Consider the following 24,903-nt stretch of genomic DNA (forward strand, 5'->3'; position numbering starts at 1 on the left):
GTGTCGTTGCCGACCACCCGCAACCATGCTGCTAGTTGGGCTGGTTGACAGCCTTGGCGTAGGGCAGCGCGACGTACGGGAAGGCGGCGGAGAACGGCTTGTCGGCGTGGTCGACCTTGTCGCCGGCGGCGAGCGCGGGGATGAGGTGGCCGGGGGTCGCGCCTTCCAGCGCCTGGAGTTCGATGTCGACGACGTCGTCGGTCAGGCGGCGCCCGTTGGGGTAGCCCTGGAAGTCGCCGTCGAGGACGCCGAGCCGGTCGGGATTCGCGGTGACGGGCGTCGACATGTTCAGGCGCAGCTCCTCGGCGGGCACGAACTTGGACGTGTCGATGTCCTGGTTCATGAGCTGGGAGTTGAGGTCGACGGCGAGGGGCCCGTTGGTGGCCTTGGCGATGCCGGTGAGGAAGATCTCCTGGAGGTCGGTGCGGGGGGTGGCGGGGGCCGGGATGCCGTAGATGGCCTGGACGAGCTGCGGCACCTCCGGGTTCAGGACCTTGTTCACCAGCGCGGGCTGGTTGTGGTCCTGGGACGGCGGCAGGGAGTTGAAGGTGTCCTTGAGACCGGCCGGGACGACGACCTCGTTGACCAGCGGGTTGCCCAGGCGCGAGACCTGGACGTGCCGGCCGGTCGGGTCCGCCTTGCCGGGGCTGAGCTTGAGGGTCTGCTTCTCGGTGCTCGACCAGACGCCGATGACGGGGTTGCGGCCGGGGTCGCCCTTGAAGGCGAGGCGGCTCTTGGGGATCTGCAGGGCGACGGTGTTGACGTTGTAGCCGGCGAGGGTGTTCTGGCCGACCTCGGAGAGGTTGCCGCCGTAGAGCAGGTCGAAGACCCGCAGGTCGAGGAAGAACGGGTCGGCGGCCTGAGTGGCCACCGTCTGCCCGCCGCCGGGGAGTTGGACGGTCGCCTGGTTGCGGAGCCGGCCGTAGTCGGGCATCGAGGCCTTGCCGGTGTCCGAGGGGGCGACCTGGCCGTGCTCGACCAGCGTGACGGGCTCGCAGCCCGGGCGCAGCTCCTGGAGCGTGTAGTACTGGCGGAACAGGAGGGTGGGATCGGTGAGGTTGTTCACCACGCCGTTGTTGTAGAGGAAGGTGTTGGTGCCGCGCTGGTCGTCCGTGTGGAACGTCCAGCGGTAGGTGATGTCGGGCTTGCCGGTGCCCTGGGAGTCGATGTTGACGTCGTAGTGCGCGCCGTCGGCCCAGGGGTAGAAGTTCGGGCCGCCGTTGGGCTCCTGGAAGGGCAGCCAGTTGGCGATGAGGGTGACGGTGTCGGGGTTGTCGGGGCTGGTGAAGGCGTAGACGTCGGTGTTGTCGACCTGCGGGTCCGCGGCGATCAGGGGCGCTTCGCGGTGGCTGGAGGCGTTACCGGTTCCGGCTCCGGGGCCGATGAGCGCGGTGCCGGCGATGGCCAGGCTCATGCTGGTGAGGATGGCCGCGCTGCGCGCGATCCGGGTTCTGCGGGAAGGTCGGCGCGTGACGTTCATTGAGGGTCGGGTTCTCGCTTCCGTGACGGTCGGTGTCCGCCCGGGGCCCGTCCGGCCCCGGCGCAGGTCCGGCTGGGCAGCCGCAAGGGGCACTGTGAACCGGATCCTGTTCGTGCTTCGCACGCCGGGCGGTTGAGGTTTGGTCGCCTCACCCGCCCGGCCCAGCCGGACCACCTGGTCGGTGGAACCCGTCCGTGCTCTGAGCGGCAACGGTCCGGGGCAGGGAGAGCGCCGGGGGTGCAGTGAGGGCACTCACGTTCGGGAGGGGGCCGTGCATGCGGGGCGGGTGCCCCGTGCGAGTGATCCCGTGGACCTCGCCGGAGTGGTGACGTGCCGTCCGCCGGACGAGGCCACCAGGGTTACCGCTCGGGCGCTCGCCCTCATCCTCATCCCGGCCGTCGGCCCTCTCGGCCGTGGTGGCGGGTCGTTCTCCCCGGAGGCAATGACGTGGTGCTGCCGCGACGCGTGGTTCGGACGGGCGCGGGGGCGGTGGGCGCGCTGTGTCTGCTCGGCCTCGCGGCGCCCGCTCACGCGCACCCGCTGGGGAACTTCTCCGTCAACCACTACCTCGGGTTCACCGTCCACCCCGACCGGATCGAGGCCCTGGCCGTCACCGATGCCGCGGAGATCCCCACCCTCCAGGAACGGCCGAGGGTCGACCGCAACGGCGACGGCGCGATCGACGACGGGGAGCTTGCCGCCTGGGCGGCCGAGCAGTGCGCACAGACCGCCCAGCGCCTCGAGGTGACGACGGAGCAGGCGTCCACGGCGCTGCGCTGGACGACCCGGTCCGCGCGGTTCCGGTACGAGGACGGCACCGCCGGTCTGCCCACGAGCCGGCTGGAGTGCGTGCTGGACGCGGCCCTGGGCGTTCCGGCCGGCGGAACCACCGTGCGGGTCTCCAGCGGGAGCGACCCCGGCCGGGTCGGCTGGAACGAGATCACCGCGCGGGGCGAGGGCGCCCGGCTCGACCCGACGGACGTGCCGGCCGAGTCGGTGTCCAAGGAGCTGCGGGACTACCCCCGCGACCTCCTCAACAGCCCCAGTGGCGTCACCCGCGCGCAGTTCCGGGTCCTGCCGGGCGGCGGCCCGGCCGCCGCGTCGGGGGCCGCCTCCCGAAACGACGGCTCGGGCCCCACCGCCTGGCTCGCCGGCCTCGACAGCCGACTCGCCGGCCTCGGGGCGGCCCGTCAACTCACCGTTCCTATCGGCCTGTTGGCCGTCCTGCTCTCGATCGTACTCGGGGCCGGGCACGCGCTGCTGCCCGGGCACGGCAAGACCGTGATGGCCGCCTACCTGGCCGGCCGGCGCGGGAGCACCCGGGACGCGGTCGCGGTCGGAGCCACCGTCACCCTCACCCACACCGCCGGGGTCCTCGTGATCGGCCTGGCCCTGACCGCGTCCGCTTCGCTGGCCGGCGACGTCGTCCTGGGCTGGCTCGGCGTTGCCAGCGGAGCCCTGGTCGCGGTCGTCGGCCTCGGCCTGCTGCGGGACGCGACCCGCCGCGCGCGCGGCGGCCCGCACCCCGGCCCCCTCTCGGACCACGCGCACGACACGGGTGCTCCCGGGGCGGAGCCGGCCAGGGAACTCGCCCACTCGGCGGCGGCCCCCTCCCCGGCCCAGCACCACGGCCGCACCCACCCGCACGACCACGCCCACCCGCACGGCCACGCCCATGGCGGCCACCCCGAGCACCACCACCCCGAGCACCACCACCACGACCACGGCCACGATCACGCCGGTGGGCACCACCACGACCACGGGCACCACCACGATCACGCGGCTGGGCACCATCACGACCACGGGCACCGCCACGGCCTCTTCGGCGGCGGTCACCACCATCACCACGCCCCGCCCGGCCGCCGCGGGCTGATCGGCCTGGGCATCGCCGGAGGCCTGGTCCCCAGCCCGTCGGCGCTCGTCGTCCTCCTCGGAGCCATCGCGCTCGGCCGGACCCTGTTCGGCGCGGCCCTCGTGGTCGCCTACGGCCTGGGCATGGCCGCCACCCTCACCGCGGTCGGCCTGCTGCTGGTCCGCCTGGGCGACCGCCTCGCCGCCGCCACCGACGGGCCGCTCCTCGGCCGCCTGCGCCGCCTCACCCCCTACAGCTCACTGCTGACCGCCCTGCTCATCCTCACGGTGGGAATCGGACTGGCCGTCCGCAGCCTGCCCGCCACCATCTGACGTCCCACCCCGGAGGACCGCCACCGTGAACGCCCGCAGCCCGCGCAGAGCAGTTCGCCTTCTCGTACCCGCCCTGGCCGCCGTCACCGCCCTGGCCGGCTGCGGCGGCGAGCCGGACGGCAGGTTCGACGCCCAGGCCGGCACCCCGTCCCCCAGCTGCATCCAGCACCAGAGCCAGGACCCCGGCAGCGCGTACACGGGCCGGGAGAAGTCCGACCCGAAGTCGGTGCTGGAGATGATGCGCTTCTACACCGCCAACGGCACGAAGACGTACTGCGACGGCAGAGCGCCCACGGACACCGACCGCCACTGGACCGAGCTCTACACCGCACTCGGCGGCGACGCCGTCCACGTCACAGCACCCGGATAGTCACGTTCCGGCCGACGCCGCGGCGTCCGGTCGCTCGACGAGGGCCCGGGCGGCGCGGGTGTGCGGGGGAGACTACGGCGAGGTGATCCGCGCACCGTCTCCAGCCCCGCAAGGGCTGCGCCCGCCCGCGGGCGTCCTCGATCGCCCCGGTGGTAGGGGAACAGGGCGTTGCGCATCACCAGCCCGACGATCTGCGACAGCACCAACTCCACGCTCAGCGCCGGCTGGTCCAGGTCGAGTTCTGCCGGAGAGCGCGCTCAGAGCCCTTTCGCTCGATCTCACAGGCGGCTTCGGCTGTTCCCCGTTGCTTCGACGTTGCTTCGACGGGGAACAGCCGGAGAGCTTGTGGGGTCAGGGAGTCGAGGTGTCCTGGGTGTCCTTGGCGGCGTCCGATTCGGCAGCGGCGGCGGCGCTGTCGGCGGCGTCCACCTTCTTCCGCATCTCGCCGAGTCGGTCACCGCTCGCCGCCGACCCGCTCGCGTCGGCGGACGGTGCCCCGGCGGGTGCGCCGCTCTTTCCGGGGCCGGTCCCGTTCGTGCCACACGCCGATAGGGCGAGCGTGGCGAGCAGGGCGGCCGTGACGGCAGCGGTTCGCCGCGACAGCCGGGCGGCTGGTACCGGTGCAGCCACCGACCTGCCGCCGACCGGGTCGGACGCCGTGCCGGGAATGGTCACTGTGCGGGCGGTCACTGCGCGGTCGGGGTGCCGAGGCCCTGCGAGGAGCACCAGGTGGCGACGGCGTTCAGGTCGCTCTGGCGCTGGGTCAGCGTGGGCACCAGGCTCTTGCGGTACGTCAGCCGGTCGTTGAGGTCGTTGTAGATCGCGGTGTGCCCGGCGGCCTTGGCGTTGTTCACCCGCTGCTGCAGACGGGCGATCGAGCCGGCCTCGGTGACCGGGCCGTTCAGGCGGTCCAGGGCGTTCTTGATCCGCTGGTCGGCCTTCGGCAGCCGCTTGCAGATGCCCTTCGCTCCGTCGCCCTCGGGCGTCGGCAGCACCTTCGGGGTCTGGGAGGCCACCGGGGTGGCACTGGGGGTGGCGGCCTGAGCCGGTCCGGTGAGGGCGACCAGGGTGGTGCCCAGGGCGAGAGCGCCGATCACGGCAGCGGTCTTGCGGTGCGGGTGCATGGCGAAGTCCTCCAGTTGCCACGGGTGGCAGGTCCGGCCGGAGCGTCGGGCGGTCCGGCTGAGCAGGACGATAAGGACCCTCTTTGTGGATTCCTTGTGAGCCGGCGAGCCGGCGCACCGCTTCGCGGGTGCTCCGACGCCCGTGGCGCGTCAGGCGCTCGTACCCGTGGAGCCGATCCATTCGCGGCGGGTCGGCAGGGGCGGCGTCGGGGCGTCCTCGCCGACCAGGGGCAGCCGGACCTCGACTCGGCAGCCGGTCCCGCCCGGCGGCTCGGTGACCGTGACGGTGCCGCGGTGCAGGGCCACCTGCTGGGCGACCAGGGTCAGTCCCAGTCCCGAGCCGGGGCTGTCCCGGTGCCGGTGGAAGCGGTCGAAGACCGCCGCCCGGTCCGCCACCGGGATGCCCGGCCCTTCGTCGTCCACGGTCAGCACCGCCTGTCCGGCGTCCCGGCGCAGTCCGACCGCGATCCGGGCCGGCTCCCCGGACCGGTGCCCGTGCACGGCCGCGTTGGCGAGCAGGTTGTCGCAGACGATCCGCAGCCCGGCCTCCCACCCGTGCACCCGCAGCCCGCCGGTGTCCGGCCCGACGTCCGGCCCGCCGGCGTCCGGCCCGACGTCCGGCCCGCCGGTGTCCGGCCCGGTGAGGCCGGGACCGGCCAGGTCGACGGTCACCTCCGGCCGCCGCCGGCGCAGCTCCGCGACGGCGGCCGCGGCAGGGTCGGCCGGGTCGAGGACCGTGAACGCCTCCTCCTCGACCAGGTCGCCACGCGCCAGCGTCCGCAGTGCGGTGAGCAGGTCGAGGAGTCGCCGGTGGTCGTCGCGGAGGTCGGAGAGGATCTCCGCGCGGTCCGTCGGCGGCAGGTCCGGGTGCGCGCCGAGGACGTCCAGGTTGGTCCGCAGGCTCATCAGCGGTGTGCGCAGTTCGTGGGAGGCGGCGGCGGAGAACGAGCGGGCGGTTTCCAGTGCCCGGCCGGTCCGGGCGACCTGCTGGTCGTACCGGGCCAGCGTGCTCTCCAGCGCGAGCGCGAGCTCGTCCACCTCGCGGACCCCGCTGTGCCGGTGGGTGAAGCCCACGGCGCCGGCCTGCGGGTCGAGCGCGGCGGCGCGTCGGCCCAGGCGGCTGAGCGGTGCGGTGGTCCGCCGGGCGAGGCCGTAGGCGAGCAGTCCGGAGAGCGGTGCGGCCAGCGCTGCGGCCCACAGGATCCGCCCGCGCACCGCGTCCACCTGCGGGTCGGTCGCCGACACCGGTGCGGTGACCCAGAGCGTGCCGGGGTCGGCGCCCGCCACCGGCCGGGCCAGCACCCGCCAGGCCCGGCCCTGCGCCCGTACGGTGACCGGCCCGCCGGTGCCCGCGGGGGCGGGGTGCGGGAGTACCACGGCCGGGCCCGGCACGGGGCCGCCCTCGGTGACCCGGTCGCCGTTCGCGTCCGCCACCCGGATGCCGACGTCCAGTGCGTCGTCGAGCAGGTTGCGGCGCTGGTTCTGCTCGACCCGGGGCCGGTCCTGCCGGGTGGCGCTCAGCAGTGCCTTGGCGGCGGGGAGCACGGCGGCGGCGCGGTCGCGCAGCCTGGTGTCCTGCTGGGCGCGCAGATCGTGGGTGACGAGCCCGAGCAGCAGTGCGCCGGTGCCCAGGACGAGCAGCGGGACGAGCAGGGCCGCACCGGTCGCGATCCGGGTGGCCAGGCTGATCGAGCGCCGGGCGGGGGCGGTGCCGCTCACCGGTAGGACTCCGGAGTCCGCAGCACGAAGCCGACGCCCCGCACCGTGTGGATCAACCGTGAACGGCCGCCCTCCTCCAGCTTGCGGCGCAGGTAGCTGACGAACGTGTCGACGGCATCGGTGCGGACCTCGAAGTCGTAGCCCCACACCCGGTCCAGCAACTGGTCGCGGGTCAGCACCAGCCCGGCGTTGCGGGCCAGGTACTCCAGCAGCTCGAACTCGCGGCGCGTCAACCGCAGCGGTTGCCCGTCCCGGCGGGCCTCGCGGGCGGCGGGTTCGATCTCCAGCGGCCCGACCCGCAGCACCTCACCACCCGGCCCGGCGGGCCGGCCGTACGTGTCGGCCCGGGTTCGGCGGCGCAGCAGGGCGTGCAGGCGCAGCACCAGCTCCTCCAGCGCGAACGGCTTGACCAGGTAGTCGTCGGCGCCCGCCTGGAGGCCGGCCACCCGGTCGGCCAGCTCGTCCCGTGCGGAGAGCATCAGCACGGGCGTGTCGATGCCCTGCTCCCGCAGCCGACGGCAGACTTCGCTGCCGTCCAGGTCGGGCATCGAGACGTCGAGGACCAGCACGTCCGGCGGCTCGTCCGCCACCAGGCCCAGCGCCGTCCGCCCGCCGTCGGCCGTGCGTACCGTGAACCCGCTGAGCCGCAGGCCGCGCTCCAGCGACCTGCGGATGATGTCGTCGTCGTCCACCACCAGCACCGTCCCGGTGCCGTCACCGCCCGCCATCGGGGTCTCCTCGCTCCCGTCCGGCCTCCGCCGGGGCGTCCTACGGTGACACGGGCTGATGAGAGCTTTCTCATCGAAGTCCCGCGACCTGCGGGGCAACGGCTCCCAGTCGTGGCGTGGCTCGAAGAACCTCGCCTTCAAGCCCTCAACATCCACGATCCCCGCAACTCCCTGGGGTCAGGGTGTTGCGGGGATCGCTGGAACCCGCCGTCGTGGTCGAGGGCCGTCCTCGTCGGGTGCACGGGCCTTACGGCATGGGCCGGCACCCGGGTGGGCTCAGTGCTCGGCCACGAAGACGTGCGCGGCGGTCTGCGTGGGGAGTTCGGTGGCCTCCCCGCCGCTGCTGACCGTCACACCGCCGGACGAGGACGTCACGCTCACGACCGCGCCGGGCCGCACCCCGGCGTGCCTGAGGGTGTACATCAGTCGGGGGTCGGTCTGGACCAGCTCCCTGATGCACCGTACGACCGCGGTCGCGCCGTTCGGCCCGGGTTGAAGGTCGCTGAGGCTGACCATGCTCTCGTCGGGGAACGGATCCACGGTGCTCTTCCCCTCGAGTTCCTCCAGACCCGGGATCGGGTTGCCGTAGGGCGACTTGGTGGGGTGCCGCAGCAGCACGAGGACGCGGCGTTCGACGGCCTCGCTCATCACGTGCTCCCAGCGGCAGGCTTCGGCGTGGGCCTGCTCCCATTCCAGTCCGATCACGTCGACGAGCAGGCACTCCGCGAGCCGGTGTTTGCGCATCACGCGCGTGGCGGTCCGCCGGCCTTCCTCCGTCAGCTCCAGGTGCCGGTCGGCGGCGACGCGCAGCAGACCGTTGCGTTCCATGCGGGCGACGGTCTGGCTGACGGTGGGGCCGCTCTGGTCCAGGCGCTCGGCGATGCGGGCGCGCATGGGGACCACGCCTTCCTCCTCGAGCTCCAGGATCGTGCGGAGGTACATCTCCGTGGTGTCGATGAGTCCGGACATGCTGTTCGTCAGGCGGGGGTTTCGGCGGTGGCGGTCAGGACCGCTCGGCCGAGGATGTGGCCGGCCATGGTGAAGCCGAGGACGGCCGGGGTGGAGTCGACCGGGACGCCGATGGACTCGACGTCGAGGGCGTGCACCACGACGAAGTAGCGGTGCGGGCCGTGTCCGGCCGGCGGTGCGGCGCCGATGAAGCGGGCCGCGCGGGCGTCGTTGGGCAGTTGGAAGGCGCCCTCGGGCAGGCCTGAGCCGGTGTCGTCGCCGGCGTCCTCGGGCAGCTCGGTGACGGTGGCGGGGATGTCGGCGACCGCCCAGTGCCAGAACCCGGACCCGGTGGGGGCGTCGGGGTCGTAGACGGTGACGGCGTAGCTCTTGGTGCCGTCGGGGGCGCCGCTCCAGGACAGCTGCGGGGAGACGTCCTTCCCGCCGGGGACGCCGGAGGAGTGCTGCTCGGGGGGCCATGCGGCGCCGTCGGTGACGGCGGTGCTGGTGACGGTGAAGAAGGCCGCCTCGGGGAGGCGGGCGAAGGGGTCGTTGGCGCTCATCGCGTCGTTCCTTTCGGTGTGTGCGGTGGGGCGGTGGTGGTGCGGCCGACGGAGCCCACGGCTTCGCGTGGCGGCACCGACGCGCTCCCTCGGTCGCTGAATCGACCATAACACTAATAATCGATTATCTGCGGGATCGTCTATGCTGGAGGCATGACTCAGACGGCCCACACCTCGACCTCACCGGGGAAGCTGATGCTCTCCGAGCAGGTCTACGCACACCTGCGGGACGCGATCATGCGCGGGGACCACGCCCCCGGCGACGCCCTCAAACCGCAGGACCTCGCCAAGGAACAGGGCGTGAGCCTGGCCGTTGTGCGTGAGGCGCTCGTGCGGCTGGTCGGCGAGGGCCTCGCCGACCGGCTGCCCAACCGCGGCTTCGCCGTCCCGGCCGTCTCCGACCGCCGCTGGCAGGAGATCGCGGAGGCCCGCAGGACCATCGAACCGGTCGTGCTGCGCATGTCGATCGAGCGCGGGGACGTCGACTGGGAGGCCCGCGTACGAGCCGCCCACCACCGTCTGGCCCGCACCCCGGCGTACGTGCCGGAGGAGGGCGAGTACTACAGCGCTGCATGGTCCGAAGCCCACCGGGTGTTCCACCGCACCCTGCTGGAGGGCTGCGGCAACCCCGTCCTGCTGGAGACCTTCGACCGAACGTGGACCGCGAGCGAACTGGCTCGCCGCTGGTCGGCGCAGCACAACCCCGGCCGGGACGCCGTCGGCGAGCACCGCCGGCTGGAGGAGGCGGCGCTGGCCCGCGACGCCGACACCGCGGCCGAGGTGCTGACCCAGCACCTCACCCGGACCGCGGCCGACTTGACCGGCCGCCCCCACCGCGAACCCGCGAAGGAAGCCTGATGCGCCACGCCGACCTGGCTGGGCGCTGAACGCGGATCCGCCAGGACGTCTACTACGTCGCCGGGCGTGCCGCTGTGGCCCTCGACCTCGGGCGGGCGTAGGCCCTGTGGACTCAGAGGCCGCGGGCGACGGTCGACAGGACGGCCTCGACGGCGGTGCGCAGCTCGGCTCCGGACAGGCCCCGCAGTGGGCCCTCGACCAGCAGGTCCGACAGGCCGTGGACCGCCGACCAGGCCGCATACTCGGCGCCCGGGCGGCGGTCGGCGGGGAAGGCGCCGAGCCGGACCAGGTCGTCGAGGTGGGTGGACAGGATGGCGTAGGGGTCCGCGCCGCAGGAGCCCTCCGGGCCCGGTTCCCCGCCCGATGCCAGGCCCGATGCCGGGTCCGGTTCCCCGTGCGGGGCGGCGGTGGTCCCGCAGAAGGCGGTGCGGAACCAGCCGGGCTCGGTCAGGGCGAAGTCGATGTACGCCCGGCCGATCGCGTCCAGCCGCGCCCGGGCCGCCGCCACCTCGTCGGGCAGGTCCACGGCCGCGGAGCGGGCGAGCATGAGCCGCCCCAGCCGGTTCATGCAGCTCGCCCCGACCGCCGCCAGCAGGGCCTCGTGGCCGGCGAAGTGCCGGTACGCGGCGTTGTGCGAGACGCCCGCCCTCCGGCTGACCGCGCGCAGGACGACGGCGGCGGGTCCGCCGGTCCTGGCGAGGTCGACCCCGCCGGCGACCAGTGCTTCCCGCAGGTTTCCGTGGTGGTACGGCCGGCTCGTGGCCACGTTCCCGCCCTCCCGTCCCTTCCGGTGTTGACAGTGTCCACTTTGCGGTGAAATGCTGGCAGATGTCCACATGTTCCCGCTGTCAACATCGCGGGATCCACTCCCTCGACCGAGCCCGCACCATCCGCCCCACCTGGTCGGAGGCAGCCATGCCCCACCGTCCCGCGCCCCGGCGCTCCCTGGCCCTCGCGTCCGTCTGCCTCGCGGCCTTCGCGATCAACCTGGACACCACGATCGTCAACGTCGCCCTCCCGGACCTCGGCCGCCAACTGCACGCCACCACCCGCGACCTCCAGTGGATCGTCGACGGCTACAACCTCGCCTTCGCGGCCCTCGTCCTGACCGCCGGTTCGCTCGGCGACCGGTTCGGACGACGGCCCGCCCTGCTCACCGGACTCGGCGGCTTCGCGCTCACCGGCACGCTGGGAGCCCTCACCGGGTCGTCCGGCGCGCTGATCGCCGTCCGCTTCGCCATGGGAGCCTGCGCGGCGGTCATCTTCCCCACGACCCTGTCCGTCATCACCAACGCCTTCCCCGACCGCCGTGCACGCGCCAAGGCGGTCGGCCTGTGGGGCGCGGTCACCGGCCTCGGCGTCGCCGTCGGCCCGGTCGCCGGCGGACTCCTGCTGGCCCACTTCGCCTGGCCCTCGGTCTTCCTCGCGCTCGTACCGGTGGCGCTGGTCGCCCTCGCCGCCACCTGGTTCTGGGTCCCGGAGTCCAGGGACCCGTCGAGCGCCCGACTGGACCCACCGGGCCTGCTCACCGCCTCGGCCGCCGTCGGCCTGCTGGTCTTCACGGTCATCGAGGCGCCGACCCGGGGCTGGGACCGGCCCGCCACCCTCGCGGGCTTCGCCGCCGCCACCGCCCTCGCCGCCCTCTTCGTGGTGATCGAACGCGGGCGCAGCCACCCGATGGTGGACATCACCCTGTTCCGCACCCCGGCCTTCTCCGCCGCCAGCGGAGCGGTCACCGTCGCGTTCTTCGCGCTCTTCGGTTTCATCTTCCTGGTGACGCAGTACTTCCAGTTCATCCGCGGCTACGGCGCCCTCTCCACCGGCGTGCGGATCCTGCCGGTCGCGCTCACCATCGCGCTCGGCTCGCTCGGCGGGGTCGCGCTCGCCGCCAGGGCCGGGACCCGGGCGGTCGTGACCTCCGGGCTCCTGCTCCTCGGGGCCTCCTTCGGGTGGATCGCCCTCTCGCCCGCCTTCCAGTCCTACGGGCTGATCGTCGGCCAGATGATCCTGATGGGACTGGGCCTCGGCCTGACGACCGCACCGGCCACCGAGTCGATCCTCAGCGTCCTGCCGCCCGCCAAGGCGGGCGTCGGATCGGCCGTGAACGACGCGACCCGCGAGACCGGCGGTACCCTCGGCGTCGCCGTCGTCGGCAGCGTCTTCACCTCCCTCTACGCCTCCCACCTCGCGACGACCGCCTTCTCCACCCTCCCGGCCGGCACCCTCAGCGCGGCCAAGGGCTCGGTGGCCGAGGCCCTGCGCACCGCGACGGCCACGCCCCCGGGCTCCGGGGAGGCGTTGCGAGCGGCGGTCCAGAGCTCCTTCATGCACGGATTCCACGTCGCCTGCACCGTCGGTCTCGCGGTCTGCCTCCTCGGCGCCGCCCTGGCCCTGGCCCTGCCCGGCGCCCACCCCGCGCCCGTGCCCTCGACGCCGGCACCGACACCGGTCCTGCCGAGACGTTGACGCTGTCCCCGAGGCAGCCGGGTACTCGAGGGGGCGGTACGTGACGTGATGCCCGGTTTGCTTGAGGTGGGGCCGCAGCCGCCGGCTAGGTCGCGACGAAGGCGCCGGTGGCGGCGTCGATGGTGACCACCAGGAGGCCCTTCTTCTGCTGGTCCTCCGGCGGCTTCATGCCGACCAGCCAGCGCGGGTGCCACGTGCCGTCGCGGTCCGCCTGGGCGAGGAGGATCGTGCTGCTGGTGGTGAAGCCGGGGTGGGCGGTGGCCGCGGTGCTCCGTGCGGTCGCCTCGGTGACGGTCGCCTTCGGCAGGGCGGGCGGGTCGACGTGCCGGGCGGAGAACGAACTGACCTGGCCGTTGCCGGTGACGAGCAGGTCGAGTCGCATCGGCATGAGGACGCCGTCGACGCGGGAACGCCACTGGACGGTCCTGGCGCCGCCGGAATTCGGCTGGGGGTCGGTGCTGGGGTAGCTGTCGGTGAGGGCCCAGGGGAAGTGGGTCCGGGCGAAGCGGGTGGCGGCGTCGACCGCGACGTCGTCGGTGACTTCGCCGGGTGCCTGGTCGGGGGTCGGCCCGACGAGCCCGGAGGCCGGTTCGCCGCCCGGCCACGCCAGTTCGAGGCTGCCCTGCCGGCCGGTGACGCTGACCGTCCCGGGGTGACCGGAGGATCCTTCGACGTACTGGACGGACGCGACTTCGGCGGCCGACCCGAAGAACTCCCGGAACTCCTTGGTGGCGGCGGCCCGTTGGGCCGGTCCGGCCACGGTGTTCTCCGTGGGGTCAGGTGCGACGACCGCCACGAAGGGCACCAGGACGGCCGCGATCACTGCGGCTCCGCCCACGAGGGCGACCGCCCCGCGCGCGAGCTCGCGCCTGGTGGTGCCCAGCGGTCGGTCGCCCGTCCGGCGGCTCCACAGGTACGCGAGGCCACAGCCGAGCACGGCCCCGAGCGCGTTGTCCCACAGGTCGGCGGAATCGCAGCTGCGGCCGATGCCGGGGGTCAGGGCCTGGGTCGCCTCGACGGCTGCGGAGAGCAGCGTGAGGGCGATGCCGGTGCTGACGGGCCGTCGAACGAGGCGGGAGGTGAAGAAGCCGGCCGCGACGAACAGGGCGATGTTCATCAGGCCCTGGCTGCCCGACATCGCACCCGTCAGGTCGAGCCCGGCGGTGCAGCGGAGCGGGGCCGGTGCGTCGGGGTGGACGGGGTAGAGGGTGGCGACGAGCACCAGGGCGGTGGACGCTCCGGCGAGCGCGGACAGCAGCCTCGGGGCCGAGCGCCGTCCGGCGACGGCCGCCGAGAGGGCGGCTGCGCCGATCAGAGCCGCCAGGGCGGTCCAGAGCAGTCCCGGCTCGTGGTGGAGGATCGCGCGGATCATGCTGGTGGCACTCCAGTGGGCACAGCGATGGGCCCACGCCCTCGGGCGCGGGCCCATCGTGACGGCGGGCGGCTGCTAGCAGATGGTGACGGGCGCGTTGTAGAACGTGTTCTGGCCCTTGACGGCCATCCAGCCGATCACGTTCTGGCAGTCGTTGAACCCGAGGTCCCAGAACCACGCGTCCTTGGTCTGGTTGACGGACTGGTCGCTCCAGTCGCGGTTGTAGGAGTAGCCGTGGTAGTTGAACCCGAACTGTGCGGTGATGGTGCCGCCGCCGGTCTTCTCGTAGACGTCCTGCAGCTGCCAGAAGGCGGACCCGTCGGGCTGGGTCTTGTCCTCCTGGGAGATGGACGTGCTGAGGCGGCCGTTGGAGAGCGACGTCGACGCGCTGTACTTCGCTTGTGCCATGGCCTGGGATGCGCCTCCGACGGCCAGGAGGGCTCCGGCCAGGGCGGTTCCGATGACGCGCGTGCCGATTCGCATGATGCTCCTTTTGGTGAAGGGGTGTCAGGAACGGATCGGTCCTCCCGCACCGTTCATGGTTCCGGGCGGGCTCCCCGTGTGCTTTCCACGGTAGGACGGGGTGCCTGCCTTGGAATCAGCAATGCGTCTCGGGGACTCCGCAATGCGTCTCCGGACGCCCGCGGTCCGTCGGAGCGGACGGGCCGGAGCGCGGCCGGCTGTTGCGCGTGATCGGCAGGATCGCGCTCAGCGACCGGTGATGACGATCGGCCCTTCAGACCGTGAACCACTCCTTGGCCTCGGCGGAGCTGTACGCCTGGACGATGATGCCCGCGATCGCGATGCCGGCCAGCGAGATGATCGAGCCGGAGAAGAGCTGGATCACGCCGCTGATGATCGCGAGCCACTCGATCACCAGTACGGTCCTCCGGGTCCACCGGGCCCCGCCCGGCGCCAGGGCCGCGCAGGTGCCGAGCAGGACGCCGATCAGGATCGAGAGGAAGGCGATGAACGTCACCATGGCGACGCCTTCACCGTGCTGGCCGTGGATCAGGGCGAGGAGGAAGATCCCAGCGGCGCTGTTGCCGACGGCGTGCAGCCAGACCCCCGCTACCACCCACTTGAGTGATGTCGGCATCCGCTCGTCCGCCATCTGGTTCGCCATCGGTGACCACCCCCGGATCGTCGGTGCGGCCGGGGCCGGTGGCCGGGCCGTAGGGGAGAGGATCCGGGTGGCCGGGTCTACCGTCAATGGCCACGACCGCCTCCCTTTCTCCGGTCGGCCGAGGCGCGGAGGGCCGTAGCGGCCCGCCGGGGACCGGCGGACCGCTACGGGCGGGGGTGGTGGCTCAGGCCTGGGTGACCAGGTCCAGGTACTCGTCGTGCCAGAGGTCCTCGTCGCCGTCCGGCAGCAGCAGTACCCGGTCCGGCCGGAGCGCCTCGATGGCACCGGGGTCGTGGGTGACCATCACGATCGCGCCCGGGTAGGTGCCGACCGCGGCCAGCACCTCGGCCCGGGAGGCCGGGTCGAGGTTGTTGGTCGGCTCGTCCAGCAACAGCACGTTGGCGCCGGAGTGGACCAGGGCGGCCAGCGCCAGCCTGGTCTTCTCGCCGCCGGACAGCACGTCGGCCGGTTTGTCGGCCTCGTCCCCGCGGAACAGGAACGCGCCGAGGACGGCCCGCAGTTCGCCGTCGGTCAGCTCGGGCGCGGCCGCGGCCAGGTTGTCGCGCACGCTGAGCGCCGGGTCCAGGGTGTCGTGCTCCTGGGCGAAGTAGCCGAGCCGCAGGCCGGTGCCGGCGACGACCCGGCCGGAGTCCGGGCGTTCCCGCCCGGCCAGGACGCGCAGCAGGGTGGTCTTGCCGGCGCCGTTGAGGCCGAGCACGACCGTTCGGCTGCCGCGGTCCACGGCGAGGTCCAGGCCGCTCAGCACCGTCCGGCCGCCGTAGGCCTTGGCCAGGCTCACCGCGCCGAGCGGGGTCCGGCCGCAGGGCGCGGGCTCGGGCAGCCGGATGCGTGCGGCGCGCTCGGTCTGCCGTACGGGTTCCAGCTCGGCGAGCATCCGGTCGGCGCGCCGGGCCATGCTGCGGGCGCTGGTCGCGGTGGCGACGTTGGACCGCATCCGGTCGGCCTGGGCGTGCAGGGCGGCGGCCTTGCGTTCGGCGTTGGCCCGTTCCCGGGTGCGGCGGCGCTCGTCGGCCGCGCGCTGGGCCAGGTAGGCCCGCCAGCCGGTGTTGTGGACGTCGAGCGCGGCGCGCTGCGGGTCCAGGTGGAAGACCCGGTTGACGGTCTCCGCCAGCAGGTCGAGGTCGTGGCTGATCAGCACCAGTCCGCCCCGGTGGGCGGCGAGGAAGCCGCGCAGCCAGCCGACGGAGTCGGCGTCCAGGTGGTTGGTGGGCTCGTCCAGCAGCAGGGTGCCGTGGTCGGCGAACAGGATGCGGGCCAGTTCGACCCGGCGGCGCTGGCCGCCGGAGAGGGTGCCGACGGGGGCGTCCAGCATCCGGGCGGGCAGCCCGAGCCCGGCCGCGACCCGGGCGGCCTCGGCCTCGGCCGGGTAGCCGCCGCGGGACTGGAACGCGGTGTCGGCGCGCGCGTAGGCGTCCATCGCCCGGCGTTCCTCGGCGGCGGAGCCGGCCACGGCCATGGCCCGCTCGGCGTCGCGCAGCGCGCGGACGGCGGTGTCCAGGCCGCGGGCGGACAGGATGCGGTCGGTGACGGTGACGGCCGGGTCGGCGGCGCGGGAGTCCTGCGCGAGGTAGCCGACCGGTCCGGTGCGGGTGACCGTACCGGCGGCGGGGGGCAGGTGCCCGGCGAGGGTGGAGAGCAGGGTGGTCTTGCCGGCGCCGTTGCGGCCGACCAGGCCGATCCGGTCGCCGGGGGCGATGTGCAGGGTGACGTCGGACAGCAGCAGACGGGCGCCGACGCGCACGTCGACACCACGGGTGGTGATCATGGGGTAACGCTCCGAAACGACTAGCGGGCAGACGGGTGGCGTGGAGGCGGTCCGTCAGCTAGGAGATTCGGGGCGTAGACATGTCGGCCAGGGTAACGGGCGGCCGGAACGGACGCACCCGAATTAACGGGCGCGTCCGCTTGACGGGTGCGTCCGCGCGGGCCGTCAGCCGCGCAGCACGGCGGCCACCACCGCCGGGTGGAACAGCCGGGTCGGCGGCGCGACCAGCGACAGCACCTCGTGGAAGGCCGCCGTGATCTCGGGGTTGTGGGTGGCGCCCCGGAGCACCTTGTCCAGGTAGCGGTGCTGGAGCCTGATCAGGGCGCCCGAGGGCCCGCCCGTGGTGGCGGCGAAGCGGACGTCCTCGGCGCTGGACATCATCCACGCGGTCTTGGACACCGCCGCGATCTCCCGGCGCGCGTCACGGGCGGTGGCGGGCCCGACGCCGCCGTGCCGGGCGGCCGTGCGGCGCAGCACCTGGGCGCAGAACAGCGACACGGTGATGCCCTGCCCGTACACCGGGTTGAAGGTGCTCGCGGCGTCGCCGACCGCCACCAGGCCGTCCGGGGCGCCGCGTTCGTAGTGCCGCCGCACGCCCGGGCCGGGCAGGAAGCCGCGTACCTCGCCCGCCGGTTCGGCGCCCCGCAGCATCTCCGCGAGGGCCGGGTCGCGCAGTCGGGACAGGTGCTCGGTGAAGCCCTCGGTGCCGGGCGCGGGTTCGGCGCCGCGCATCCCGGCCAGGCTCACGATCCAGCGGTCGCCCTCGACCGGCAGCAGGACGCCCATCCGGGGCTTGTCCGGGGCCTTGGTCTGCAGGTAGACGGCCTGGTGGCCGAGGTCGACGCCGGGCGGGCGGTGGAACAGCCGGGAGGCGTACGCGACGCCCGCGTCCACCCGCTCCTCCGGCACCGGGCGGCCCAGTTCGCCGAGCCACTTCGGCACCGAGGTCGAGCGGCCGGCCGCGTCGATCACCAACTCGGCCGGGATCTCCCGGACTTCGCCGCGCCCCTGGACGTCCCCGCGGTCCTGGACGTCCCCGCGCTCCCGGCCGCGCTCGCGGACCTTCACCCCGGTGACCCGCTGCGCCGAGCCGAGCAGGCCGACCACGTCGGTGCCCTCCAGGAACTCGATCGACGGTTCGGTGCGGACCCGGTCCAGCACCACCTTGTCCAGCACCGGCCGGGTGCAGGAGAGGAAGGCCAGCCGGGCCGGGTAGTCGGCCATCCAGCCGGCGGAGCTGAGCCACCGGAGGTCGCCCGAGGTGGAGACCCGGTGCGCGCCCGCGTCGGTCAACTCCTGCTTGATGCCGGGCATCAGCTCCTCCAGCGCGCGGTGGCCCGCCTCCAGCACCAGGTGCGCGTGCCGGCCCTGCGGCACCCCGGCCCGGAACGCCGGCGCGTCCGGGTACCGGTCCCGCTCCACCACGACGATCCGCTCGGCGCGGCCCCGCAGCGCCCAGGCCGCCACCACGCCGGCCAGCCCGCCGCCGATCACCACCGCCGTGCCCCGCGCGGGGGCCGTCTCCGAAGAATTCATGCGACGTAGCGTAGTGGCGGCGGCGTCGGACCGTAATCGTTCCAGCTGGACGAACGGGCCGACGGCGCAAGTCCGTTGAGGCCCGGGCCGGACGGCCTCGGGGCCGCCGGCGGTCCGGTCGGAAGGGTGGTGGTCAGGGGGGTGGGCAGGGTCGGTGGAGAGGGTCGGTCGTGCGGGTACTAACATCGGGTGGGGTTGCGTCGGCGTCCTCCGGGGCGCGCGGATTCGAGGAGGTGAGAGCCGTGGAGTGCAGTAGTACGGGTCGAAGTCGGCCCCGCCCCCGGTTGTCCCGCAGGATTCGCGGCCCCCGGCACTCCTCCTCCCGTACGGCTCCCGCGCAGGGCTGACCCCGCCACCGGCGGGGCGCGCTGCCGGTCGCGCCGTGCGCGTGGCGGCGGGCCGGGCGCCCCCGGCCCGCCGTGCCGAGCACGGCGGCGGCCGGGCACCCACCGTGGAGGTTCCCCGCCATGTCCGACTGGCGTGTGCGCGCCGTGCGCGCGAGCAAGCGTCCGTTCTCCCGTCCGACGGCCGAGCGGCGGCCCGTCGATCCCCGGTCCGCGCCCGAGCACTCGATGGACCCGCGCCCGGACCAGCCGGTCGAGCCGGTGGCACTGGAGCGTTCCCTGGTGGACGCGGCGGTCTACCGCGACGGCCGCCGCACGGACGCGCCCGCCGACCTCGCCGCGATCTACCGCGAACTGCCCGACCGCCCCGGCACGATGGCCTGGATCGGGCTGTTCCGCCCGGCGGAGGCGCAGCTGCTGGAGGCCGCGGACCGGTTCAACCTGCACGAACTGGCCGTCGAGGACGCCATCGTGGCCCACCAGCGCCCGAAGCTGGAGCGCTACGGCGACACCCTGTTCGTGGTGCTGCGCGCCGCCCGCTACCTGGACGAGGCGGAGGAGGTGGACTTCGGCGAGATCCACCTGTTCGTCGGCCCCGACTTCGTCATCACCGTGCGCCACTCGCAGGCCCCGGACCTCTCCGCGGTGCGCCGCCGCCTGGAGGACGACCCGGAGCTGCTGGCGCTCGGTCCGGAGGCGGTGCTGTACGGGGTGCTGGACGCCGTGGTGGACGGCTACGCGCCGGTGATCGCCGGGCTCCAGCACGACATCGACGAGATCGAGACCGAGGTGTTCGGCGGCGACCCGCACGTCTCCCGCCGGATCTACGAGCTGTCCCGCGAGGTGATCGAGCTCCAGCGGGCCACCCGGCCGCTGCTGGAGATCATGCGGAGCCTGGAGGCGGGCTTCGGCAAGTACGGCACCGACGAGGAGCTCCAGCGCCGCCTGCGGGACGTCGCCGACCACGCCACCTACGCGGCCGAGCGGGTGGACGGCTTCCGGCAGATGCTGCAGAACATCCTGACGGTGAACGCGACGCTGGTCTCGCAGCGGCAGAACGAGGAGATGAAGCAGCTCGCCGAGGCCGGGCACGCGCAGAACGACGAGATCAAGAAGATCTCCTCCTGGGCGGCCATCCTGTTCGCGCCGACCCTGATCGGCACGGTCTACGGGATGAACTTCGAGATCATGCCGGAGCTCAAGTGGGCCTTCGGCTATCCGTTCGCGGTCGGGTTGATGGCGCTGGTCTGCACCGGGCTGTACCTGGTGTTCAAGCGCCGCGACTGGCTCTGACGGCCCCGGGCGGGCCGTCCGTGTGCCACCGGCGACCCCGCGCTAAGGAAGCGTCAAGATCCCCGTCCGCCGGTGTCAAGGAGCCGTCAGGGAGCGTCCCACGGCCGGTGGCGCGGCACTAGCGTCGCGCGGCGGAGAGAAACGGTTCTGTGTTCGGTTCCCACCGGGAGCCCCGGCGGACCGTGCCACGGGGGAAAGGGACGTGTGGTCATGACCACCTCGACAACAGGCAGATCGGCCACCTCGGAGGAGGCGGCCGCCGGAGGGGACGACGGCCCGGAACCGGCCGGGAGCAGCGGCGAGCCCGCCGGACCGCGGCCGCCGTCCGGACCGTGGCTGCAGTCCGGGCCGCTGGCCCGGCTCGGGCAGGGACTGCGGACGGTCGGCAGCCGCTCCTACTGGACCACCCCGCGCCTGGTCCGCGCGCTCACCGCGCTGAGCCTGGCCGCCCTGATCGGCCTCGGCGCCACCGCCACCGCCGTGCTCGGCGGCGCCCGGGACGGCACCGACACCATCGGCCACCGGGCGGCCCCGCAGGCCACCCGCGCCGCCGACCTCTACTTCGCGCTCAGCGACATGGACGCCCAGGCCGCCAACCTGCTGCTGGTCGGCGACGACCAGGACTACGCCGCGCTGCGCAAGCAGACCCTGGACACCTACGAGCAGCGCCGCAACCAGGCCGACGACGACCTCCAGCAGGCCGCCCAGGCGGCCGCCGCCGACCCGGCCGGGCAGCGCGCCGTCCAACTTGTGCTCGGCCGGCTCGGCAGCTACGAGGCCCTGGTGGCCCGCTCCCAGCTGCTGGAGGAGCAGGCCAAGGCCCCGGCCGGCCAGCCCTCGCCCGCCGCCCTGGACGCCTACCGGCAGGCCTCCGACCTGCTGCGCAGCCAACTGCTGCCCGCCGCCGACCAGGTCACGGCCGCCAACGAGGCGACCGTCGACCGCGTCTACGGCGAGCAGCGCGACGCCCTGGGCACCGGCTGGTGGTGGCTGTTCGGCGCCGGACTGCTCGCCCTCGCCGCGCTGGTCGGGCTCCAGCGCGCGCTGCTCGTGCGCTACCACCGGGTGTTCAACCCCGCGCTGGCCGGCGTCACCCTGCTGACCGGCGTGGTGCTGGTGACCGGTCTGGCCCTGGTGGGCCGCACCTCGGACCACCTGGTGACGGCCAAGAGCGACGCCTACGACTCGGTGATCGCGCTCAGCCGCTCCCGCGCCGTCGCGTACGACATGAACGCCGACGAGAGCCGCTACCTGATCGACCCGAGCCGGGCGGCCGTGTGGGAGCAGGCCTACCTGGAGCAGAGCCAGGCGATCGTCCACTTCGACGGGGCGACCCTGGACACCTACGGCACCCGGCTGCAGACCGCCGTCGAACGCCACCACCAGAACCGCTCCACCGTCCCCTTCGGCGGGTACCTGGGCGCCGAGCTGAACAACATCACCTTCCCCGGCGAGCAGGCGGCCGCCGAGCGGGTCCTGAGCGCCTTCCAGGAGTACCAGGCGATCGACCACCGGATGCGCGTGCTGCGCGGCGCGGGGCAGCTCAAGGACGCGATCACGCTCAACACCGGGCTCGCCGAGGGGCAGTCCAACTACCAGTTCGGGCAGTTGGGCGCGGCCATGCAGGACACCATCGACGTCAACCAGAAGGCGATGGACGCGGCCCTCGCGGCGACCGACGGCGACCTCGACGGCACCACGGCGGCCCTGGGCGGGGTCGTCCTGGCGGCGGCGGTGGCGCTCACCGCGCTGGGGGTGCGGCCCCGGCTGCGCGAGTACCGGTAGCGCGAGTGCCGGTGGCGCGCGGCCCGACGACCGCGTGACGGGGGAGGACTGGAAGGCCGTGATCCGGGAAGCCGGAGGAGGGGGCCCGGGGGGGGGGGGGGGGCCCCCCCCCCCCCCCCCAGGCACGGTGGGGACCGCCACCGGGCCCCGTCGGCAGGTGGGGACGGGTCGTCACCGGTGTGCCGGATTGACAAGCACCCTTGCCGTCCCGGCGAATAGCAGGCATGGCCGACGAAGAGTTCGAGAACGTCCTCACCACGGTGGGCCCGCGGCTGCGGGCCCTGCGCAGGGAGCGCGGCACCACGCTCGCCAAGCTGGCCGCGGCGACCGGGATCTCGCTCAGCACGCTGTCCCGCCTGGAGTCCGGGCAGCGCAAGCCGACCCTGGAGCTGCTGCTGCCGCTGGCCCGGGAGTACCGGGTGCCGTTGGACGAACTGGTCGGCGCCCCGGCCACCGGGGACCCGCGGATCCACCCGCGCCCGGTGACCAGGAACGGCCAGACCGTCGTCCCGCTCACCCGCCACCTCGGTGGTCTGCACGCGTACAAGCACATCGTGCCGCCGGGCCGGAACGCCGGGCCGGAGCTGGAGTTGAAGGTCCACGAGGGCTACGAGTGGCTGTACGTGCTGTCCGGGAGGCTGCGGCTGGTGCTCGGCCCGCACGACCTGGAACTGACCGCCGGTGAGGCCGCCGAGTTCGACACCCGGACCCCGCACGGCTTCGGCAACGCCGGTTCGCAGCCGGTGGAGTTCCTCAGCCTGTTCGGCCCGCAGGGCGAACGGATCCACATCAGGGCGCGCCCGGGAACCTCTGTTCGGTAGGTTCGTTCCCTGACAGGGGGTCTCCGCTTCGGGCTCCCCCGCAGGCCGTCGGGAGGGGCCGATTACATGAGTGTGCAGCAGAGCACGGAGTCCGGCGAGAGCGGCGGAACCGAGCAGAGGCCGGGGACCGCGCCGGAGGGGGTGGACACCGGCACCGGTACCGGCCCCGGCGCCGGGCCCGCCACCGGGCCGGGCGCCGCCCCCGGAACCCGTTCCGGAGCCGGGACGGAGGAGCCGCCGGAGCCGGAAGCCGGGCGGGCCGCCGGACCGGAGGAGTCCACCGCGGCCGGTGCCAAGCCCGCGCGCAAGAAGCGCCCGTTCTGGCAGGAGCTGCCGATCCTGCTGGTGATCGCCCTGCTGCTCTCGCTCGGCATCAAGACCTTCTTCGTGCAGGCCTTCTCGATCCCCTCCGGTTCGATGGAGAACACCCTGCAGATCGGCGACCGGGTGCTGGTCGACAAGCTCACCCCGTGGTTCGGCGCCGAGCCGGAGCGCGGCGAGGTGGTGGTCTTCCGCGACCCGGGCGGCTGGCTGGAGGACACCCCCACGGCCAGCTCCGGCGGCGTCATGGGCACCGTCCAGAAGGCGCTGAGCACCGTCGGCCTGATGCCCTCGGCGGACGAGAAGGACCTGATCAAGCGGGTCATCGCGGTCGGCGGCGACACCGTCGAGTGCAACGCGGGCAGCCCGGTGAAGGTGAACGGCGTCGCGCTGGTCGAGCCGTACCTCTTCCCCGGGGCGACGCCCTGCGACAACGACCCGGTCGGCACCGTCACCGTGCCCAAGGGCAAGCTCTGGGTGATGGGCGACCACCGGAACAACTCCCGGGACTCCCGTCCGCACCAGAACCTCACCGGGGACGGCTTCGTGCCGGTGGACAACGTGGTCGGCCGGGCGTTCGTGGTGGCGTGGCCGATCTCCGACTGGTCCACCCTGCCCGTCCCGGACACCTTCGACAAGGTGCCCTCCCGGGCCGCGGGCAGCCCGGTGGAGGCGCCCCCGGCGCCGGCGGTGCTCGCCCTCGCGGGCGTCGTGCCGATCGCGCTGTGGCGGCGCCGGCGGGCGCGGCGCACCGGGCGCTGAGCGGGACCGCTTCGCCGGAACTCCGCCCGCCGTGTTCTACACGGCTGTAGAGTTCCGGCGACGGGCCGCGGCGTCGGGCGCGGTCGCACCGGGCGGATCGGAGGCGGAACCGTGGTGGAGGGTTCGAACGGGCCCACGGCGCCGGCGGTGCCCGCGGTGCTGCCCGCGGTGCCGCCCGCGGTGTTCGTAGCGCCTGACGTGATGCCCGTGCCGCCGACGGACCGTGAGGTCCGGTGGGTGTACCAGCCGGTCGAGGTCGACCTCGGTGGCGGCCGTTGGGCGCCCGGCCGGATCAGCGGCTGGTGGCAGGACCCGGCCGGGCGGAACTGGTGCCGGCTGCGGGTCGGCCGCAGCGGACGGCCCGCCGACTGGCGGCCGTTCGAACCCGACCGGGTACGGCTGCTCCCGGCCTCCGGGTTGTGAAGAGAGTGTCAGGAGTTCTTGGCGGAACCGTTCGAGGACCCCTGTCGTCCCTGGGAGCGAACGCCGACTAGGCCACTTTCAGCAACCGGGGACGACGTGAGTTCCGAGATCTACTTCAACAACAACTACCGCGACCTGTGCGAGCAGTACGGGACGGGCGCGGGCTTCCAGTTCGAGTTCTCCTGCTACCGCTGCTCCGACACCTGGCGCTCGCCGTTCGAGCGGTTCACCACCGGTCAGGTGGCGGGCTGGCTGGGCAAGGGCGTCAGCGCGGCCTGGAACCTCATAGGCGGCAACGCCAACACGATCAGCAACGCTGCGGACGGCCTGGCCGGCCAGACCTGGGGCACCTCGCGGGACGCCGCGTTCCAGCGCGCGATCGACAACGCCCAGTCGCACTTCAACCGGTGCGCCCGCTGCACCCGCTACGTCTGCGGCCGCTGCTTCAACCCGGAGCAGGGCCTGTGCTTCGACTGCGCCCCGGACACCGCCGCCGAGGCGGCCGCGGCCCAGCGGCGCGGCCTCAACGACATGGTCTCGGACCGGGCCTACCAGGTCGGCCAGCAGTCCGGCGCGGAGTACGACGTGCAGACGCCGCGCCAACTGGTCTGCCCGCAGTGCCACACGGAGACCCACGGCACGCCGTTCTGCCCCGGCTGCGGGTTCAAGCTGGCGCAGCCCGTCCAGTGCGGGCAGTGCCACAAGGACGTGCCCGACGGGGCGGCGTTCTGCCCGTCCTGCGGGGCGAGGCGCTGAGCGGCCGGTACGTCGACGCGACGGGGCGGCCCGGGGGCGGGGGGGGGGCGGGGGGGCCCGGGGGGCGCGGGGGGGGGGGGGCGCGGGGGGGGGGCCCCGGGGGGGGGGGGGCACGCGGCAGGACGTGGGGGGCCCGGG

At 73.8% G+C, this 24,903-nt stretch carries 22 protein-coding genes; 10 read left to right on the top strand and 12 right to left on the bottom strand.

Annotation, left to right across the window (positions count from 1 at the left end):
- Window positions 1-31: 31 nt before the first annotated feature.
- On the bottom strand, window positions 32-1,414 hold the full coding sequence (locus ACFV8H_RS31085) for a DUF4331 domain-containing protein (RefSeq protein ID WP_380406677.1): 1,383 nt from the start codon (window positions 1,412-1,414) through the stop codon (window positions 32-34).
- Between the two features lie 513 nt (window positions 1,415-1,927).
- On the opposite strand from ACFV8H_RS31085, the gene ACFV8H_RS31090 reads away from it, so the two are divergent.
- Together ACFV8H_RS31090 and ACFV8H_RS31095 are read left to right on the top strand one after the other, a co-directional pair.
- Complete coding sequence (locus ACFV8H_RS31090; RefSeq protein WP_380406679.1) at window positions 1,928-3,664, top strand: high frequency lysogenization protein HflD; 1,737 nt, start codon at window positions 1,928-1,930, stop codon at window positions 3,662-3,664.
- A 25-nt stretch (window positions 3,665-3,689) separates the two neighbouring features.
- Window positions 3,690-4,034, top strand: a complete 345-nt coding sequence (locus ACFV8H_RS31095; protein ID WP_380406681.1) for a hypothetical protein — start codon at window positions 3,690-3,692, stop codon at window positions 4,032-4,034.
- Between the two features lie 686 nt (window positions 4,035-4,720).
- On the opposite strand, the gene ACFV8H_RS31100 is transcribed toward ACFV8H_RS31095, so the two are convergent.
- The 5 genes from ACFV8H_RS31100 to ACFV8H_RS31120 all read right to left on the bottom strand — a co-directional run bounded on the left by ACFV8H_RS31100 (window position 4,721) and on the right by ACFV8H_RS31120 (window position 9,116).
- Window positions 4,721-5,158, bottom strand: a complete 438-nt coding sequence (locus tag ACFV8H_RS31100; RefSeq protein WP_380406683.1) for a hypothetical protein — start codon at window positions 5,156-5,158, stop codon at window positions 4,721-4,723.
- Window positions 5,159-5,308: 150 nt separating this feature from the next.
- Entirely contained in the window at window positions 5,309-6,877 is a 1,569-nt protein-coding gene (locus ACFV8H_RS31105) for a sensor histidine kinase (RefSeq protein ID WP_380406685.1), read from the bottom strand.
- The gene (locus ACFV8H_RS31110) at window positions 6,874-7,605 is read right to left on the bottom strand and encodes a response regulator transcription factor (RefSeq protein WP_380406687.1); all 732 of its coding nucleotides are present in this window, start codon (window positions 7,603-7,605) and stop codon (window positions 6,874-6,876) included. The genes ACFV8H_RS31105 and ACFV8H_RS31110 overlap by 4 nt, the downstream gene beginning before the upstream one ends.
- A gap of 276 nt (window positions 7,606-7,881) precedes the next feature.
- On the bottom strand, window positions 7,882-8,574 hold the full coding sequence (locus tag ACFV8H_RS31115) for a metal-dependent transcriptional regulator (protein WP_380406688.1): 693 nt from the start codon (window positions 8,572-8,574) through the stop codon (window positions 7,882-7,884).
- 8 nt (window positions 8,575-8,582) lie between these two features.
- Window positions 8,583-9,116 carry a YbhB/YbcL family Raf kinase inhibitor-like protein gene (locus ACFV8H_RS31120; RefSeq protein WP_380406690.1) on the bottom strand — a complete coding sequence of 178 codons (534 nt, stop codon included), beginning with the start codon at window positions 9,114-9,116 and terminating at the stop codon, window positions 8,583-8,585.
- A gap of 153 nt (window positions 9,117-9,269) precedes the next feature.
- Between ACFV8H_RS31120 and ACFV8H_RS31125 the strand changes: the two genes are divergently transcribed.
- Window positions 9,270-9,974 carry a GntR family transcriptional regulator gene (locus ACFV8H_RS31125; RefSeq protein ID WP_380406692.1) on the top strand — a complete coding sequence of 235 codons (705 nt, stop codon included), beginning with the start codon at window positions 9,270-9,272 and terminating at the stop codon, window positions 9,972-9,974.
- A 112-nt stretch (window positions 9,975-10,086) separates the two neighbouring features.
- Here ACFV8H_RS31125 and ACFV8H_RS31130 read toward each other — a convergent pair whose 3' ends face one another.
- The gene (locus ACFV8H_RS31130) at window positions 10,087-10,740 is read right to left on the bottom strand and encodes a TetR/AcrR family transcriptional regulator (RefSeq protein ID WP_380406694.1); all 654 of its coding nucleotides are present in this window, start codon (window positions 10,738-10,740) and stop codon (window positions 10,087-10,089) included.
- A gap of 149 nt (window positions 10,741-10,889) precedes the next feature.
- On the opposite strand from ACFV8H_RS31130, the gene ACFV8H_RS31135 reads away from it, so the two are divergent.
- The gene (locus tag ACFV8H_RS31135) at window positions 10,890-12,440 is read left to right on the top strand and encodes an MFS transporter (protein WP_380406696.1); all 1,551 of its coding nucleotides are present in this window, start codon (window positions 10,890-10,892) and stop codon (window positions 12,438-12,440) included.
- Between the two features lie 85 nt (window positions 12,441-12,525).
- Here the strand turns inward: ACFV8H_RS31135 and ACFV8H_RS31140 are convergent, their stop codons facing one another.
- The 5 genes from ACFV8H_RS31140 to ACFV8H_RS31160 all read right to left on the bottom strand — a co-directional run bounded on the left by ACFV8H_RS31140 (window position 12,526) and on the right by ACFV8H_RS31160 (window position 18,260).
- Window positions 12,526-13,812 carry a VanZ family protein gene (locus ACFV8H_RS31140; RefSeq protein WP_380406700.1) on the bottom strand — a complete coding sequence of 429 codons (1,287 nt, stop codon included), beginning with the start codon at window positions 13,810-13,812 and terminating at the stop codon, window positions 12,526-12,528.
- Window positions 13,813-13,887: 75 nt separating this feature from the next.
- Window positions 13,888-14,295, bottom strand: a complete 408-nt coding sequence (locus tag ACFV8H_RS31145) for a hypothetical protein (protein WP_380406702.1) — start codon at window positions 14,293-14,295, stop codon at window positions 13,888-13,890.
- Window positions 14,296-14,548: 253 nt separating this feature from the next.
- A complete protein-coding gene (locus ACFV8H_RS31150) occupies window positions 14,549-14,938 on the bottom strand; it encodes a hypothetical protein (RefSeq protein WP_380406704.1) in 390 nt (129 codons plus the stop codon).
- 184 nt (window positions 14,939-15,122) lie between these two features.
- A complete protein-coding gene (locus tag ACFV8H_RS31155; RefSeq protein WP_380406706.1) occupies window positions 15,123-16,724 on the bottom strand; it encodes an ABC-F family ATP-binding cassette domain-containing protein in 1,602 nt (533 codons plus the stop codon).
- Window positions 16,725-16,889: 165 nt separating this feature from the next.
- The gene (locus ACFV8H_RS31160) at window positions 16,890-18,260 is read right to left on the bottom strand and encodes an NAD(P)/FAD-dependent oxidoreductase (protein ID WP_380406708.1); all 1,371 of its coding nucleotides are present in this window, start codon (window positions 18,258-18,260) and stop codon (window positions 16,890-16,892) included.
- A gap of 467 nt (window positions 18,261-18,727) precedes the next feature.
- Between ACFV8H_RS31160 and ACFV8H_RS31165 the strand changes: the two genes are divergently transcribed.
- The 6 genes from ACFV8H_RS31165 to ACFV8H_RS31190 all read left to right on the top strand — a co-directional run bounded on the left by ACFV8H_RS31165 (window position 18,728) and on the right by ACFV8H_RS31190 (window position 24,765).
- A complete protein-coding gene (locus ACFV8H_RS31165) occupies window positions 18,728-19,897 on the top strand; it encodes a magnesium and cobalt transport protein CorA (protein ID WP_380406710.1) in 1,170 nt (389 codons plus the stop codon).
- Window positions 19,898-20,107: 210 nt separating this feature from the next.
- A complete protein-coding gene (locus ACFV8H_RS31170; RefSeq protein ID WP_380406712.1) occupies window positions 20,108-21,682 on the top strand; it encodes a hypothetical protein in 1,575 nt (524 codons plus the stop codon).
- A gap of 224 nt (window positions 21,683-21,906) precedes the next feature.
- Window positions 21,907-22,503: a helix-turn-helix domain-containing protein gene (locus ACFV8H_RS31175; protein WP_375890955.1), complete on the top strand. Its 597-nt coding sequence runs from the start codon at window positions 21,907-21,909 to the stop codon at window positions 22,501-22,503.
- A gap of 66 nt (window positions 22,504-22,569) precedes the next feature.
- Window positions 22,570-23,586, top strand: coding sequence for a signal peptidase I (gene lepB / locus ACFV8H_RS31180; protein ID WP_380406714.1), 1,017 nt, complete (start codon window positions 22,570-22,572; stop codon window positions 23,584-23,586).
- 111 nt (window positions 23,587-23,697) lie between these two features.
- The gene (locus ACFV8H_RS31185) at window positions 23,698-24,009 is read left to right on the top strand and encodes a hypothetical protein (RefSeq protein ID WP_380406716.1); all 312 of its coding nucleotides are present in this window, start codon (window positions 23,698-23,700) and stop codon (window positions 24,007-24,009) included.
- A 96-nt stretch (window positions 24,010-24,105) separates the two neighbouring features.
- Complete coding sequence (locus tag ACFV8H_RS31190) at window positions 24,106-24,765, top strand: zinc ribbon domain-containing protein (RefSeq protein WP_380406718.1); 660 nt, start codon at window positions 24,106-24,108, stop codon at window positions 24,763-24,765.
- The last annotated feature ends 138 nt before the right edge of the window (window positions 24,766-24,903 follow it).

Source organism: Kitasatospora sp. NPDC059827 (assembly GCF_042731675.1).
GTDB lineage: Bacteria > Actinomycetota > Actinomycetes > Streptomycetales > Streptomycetaceae > Kitasatospora.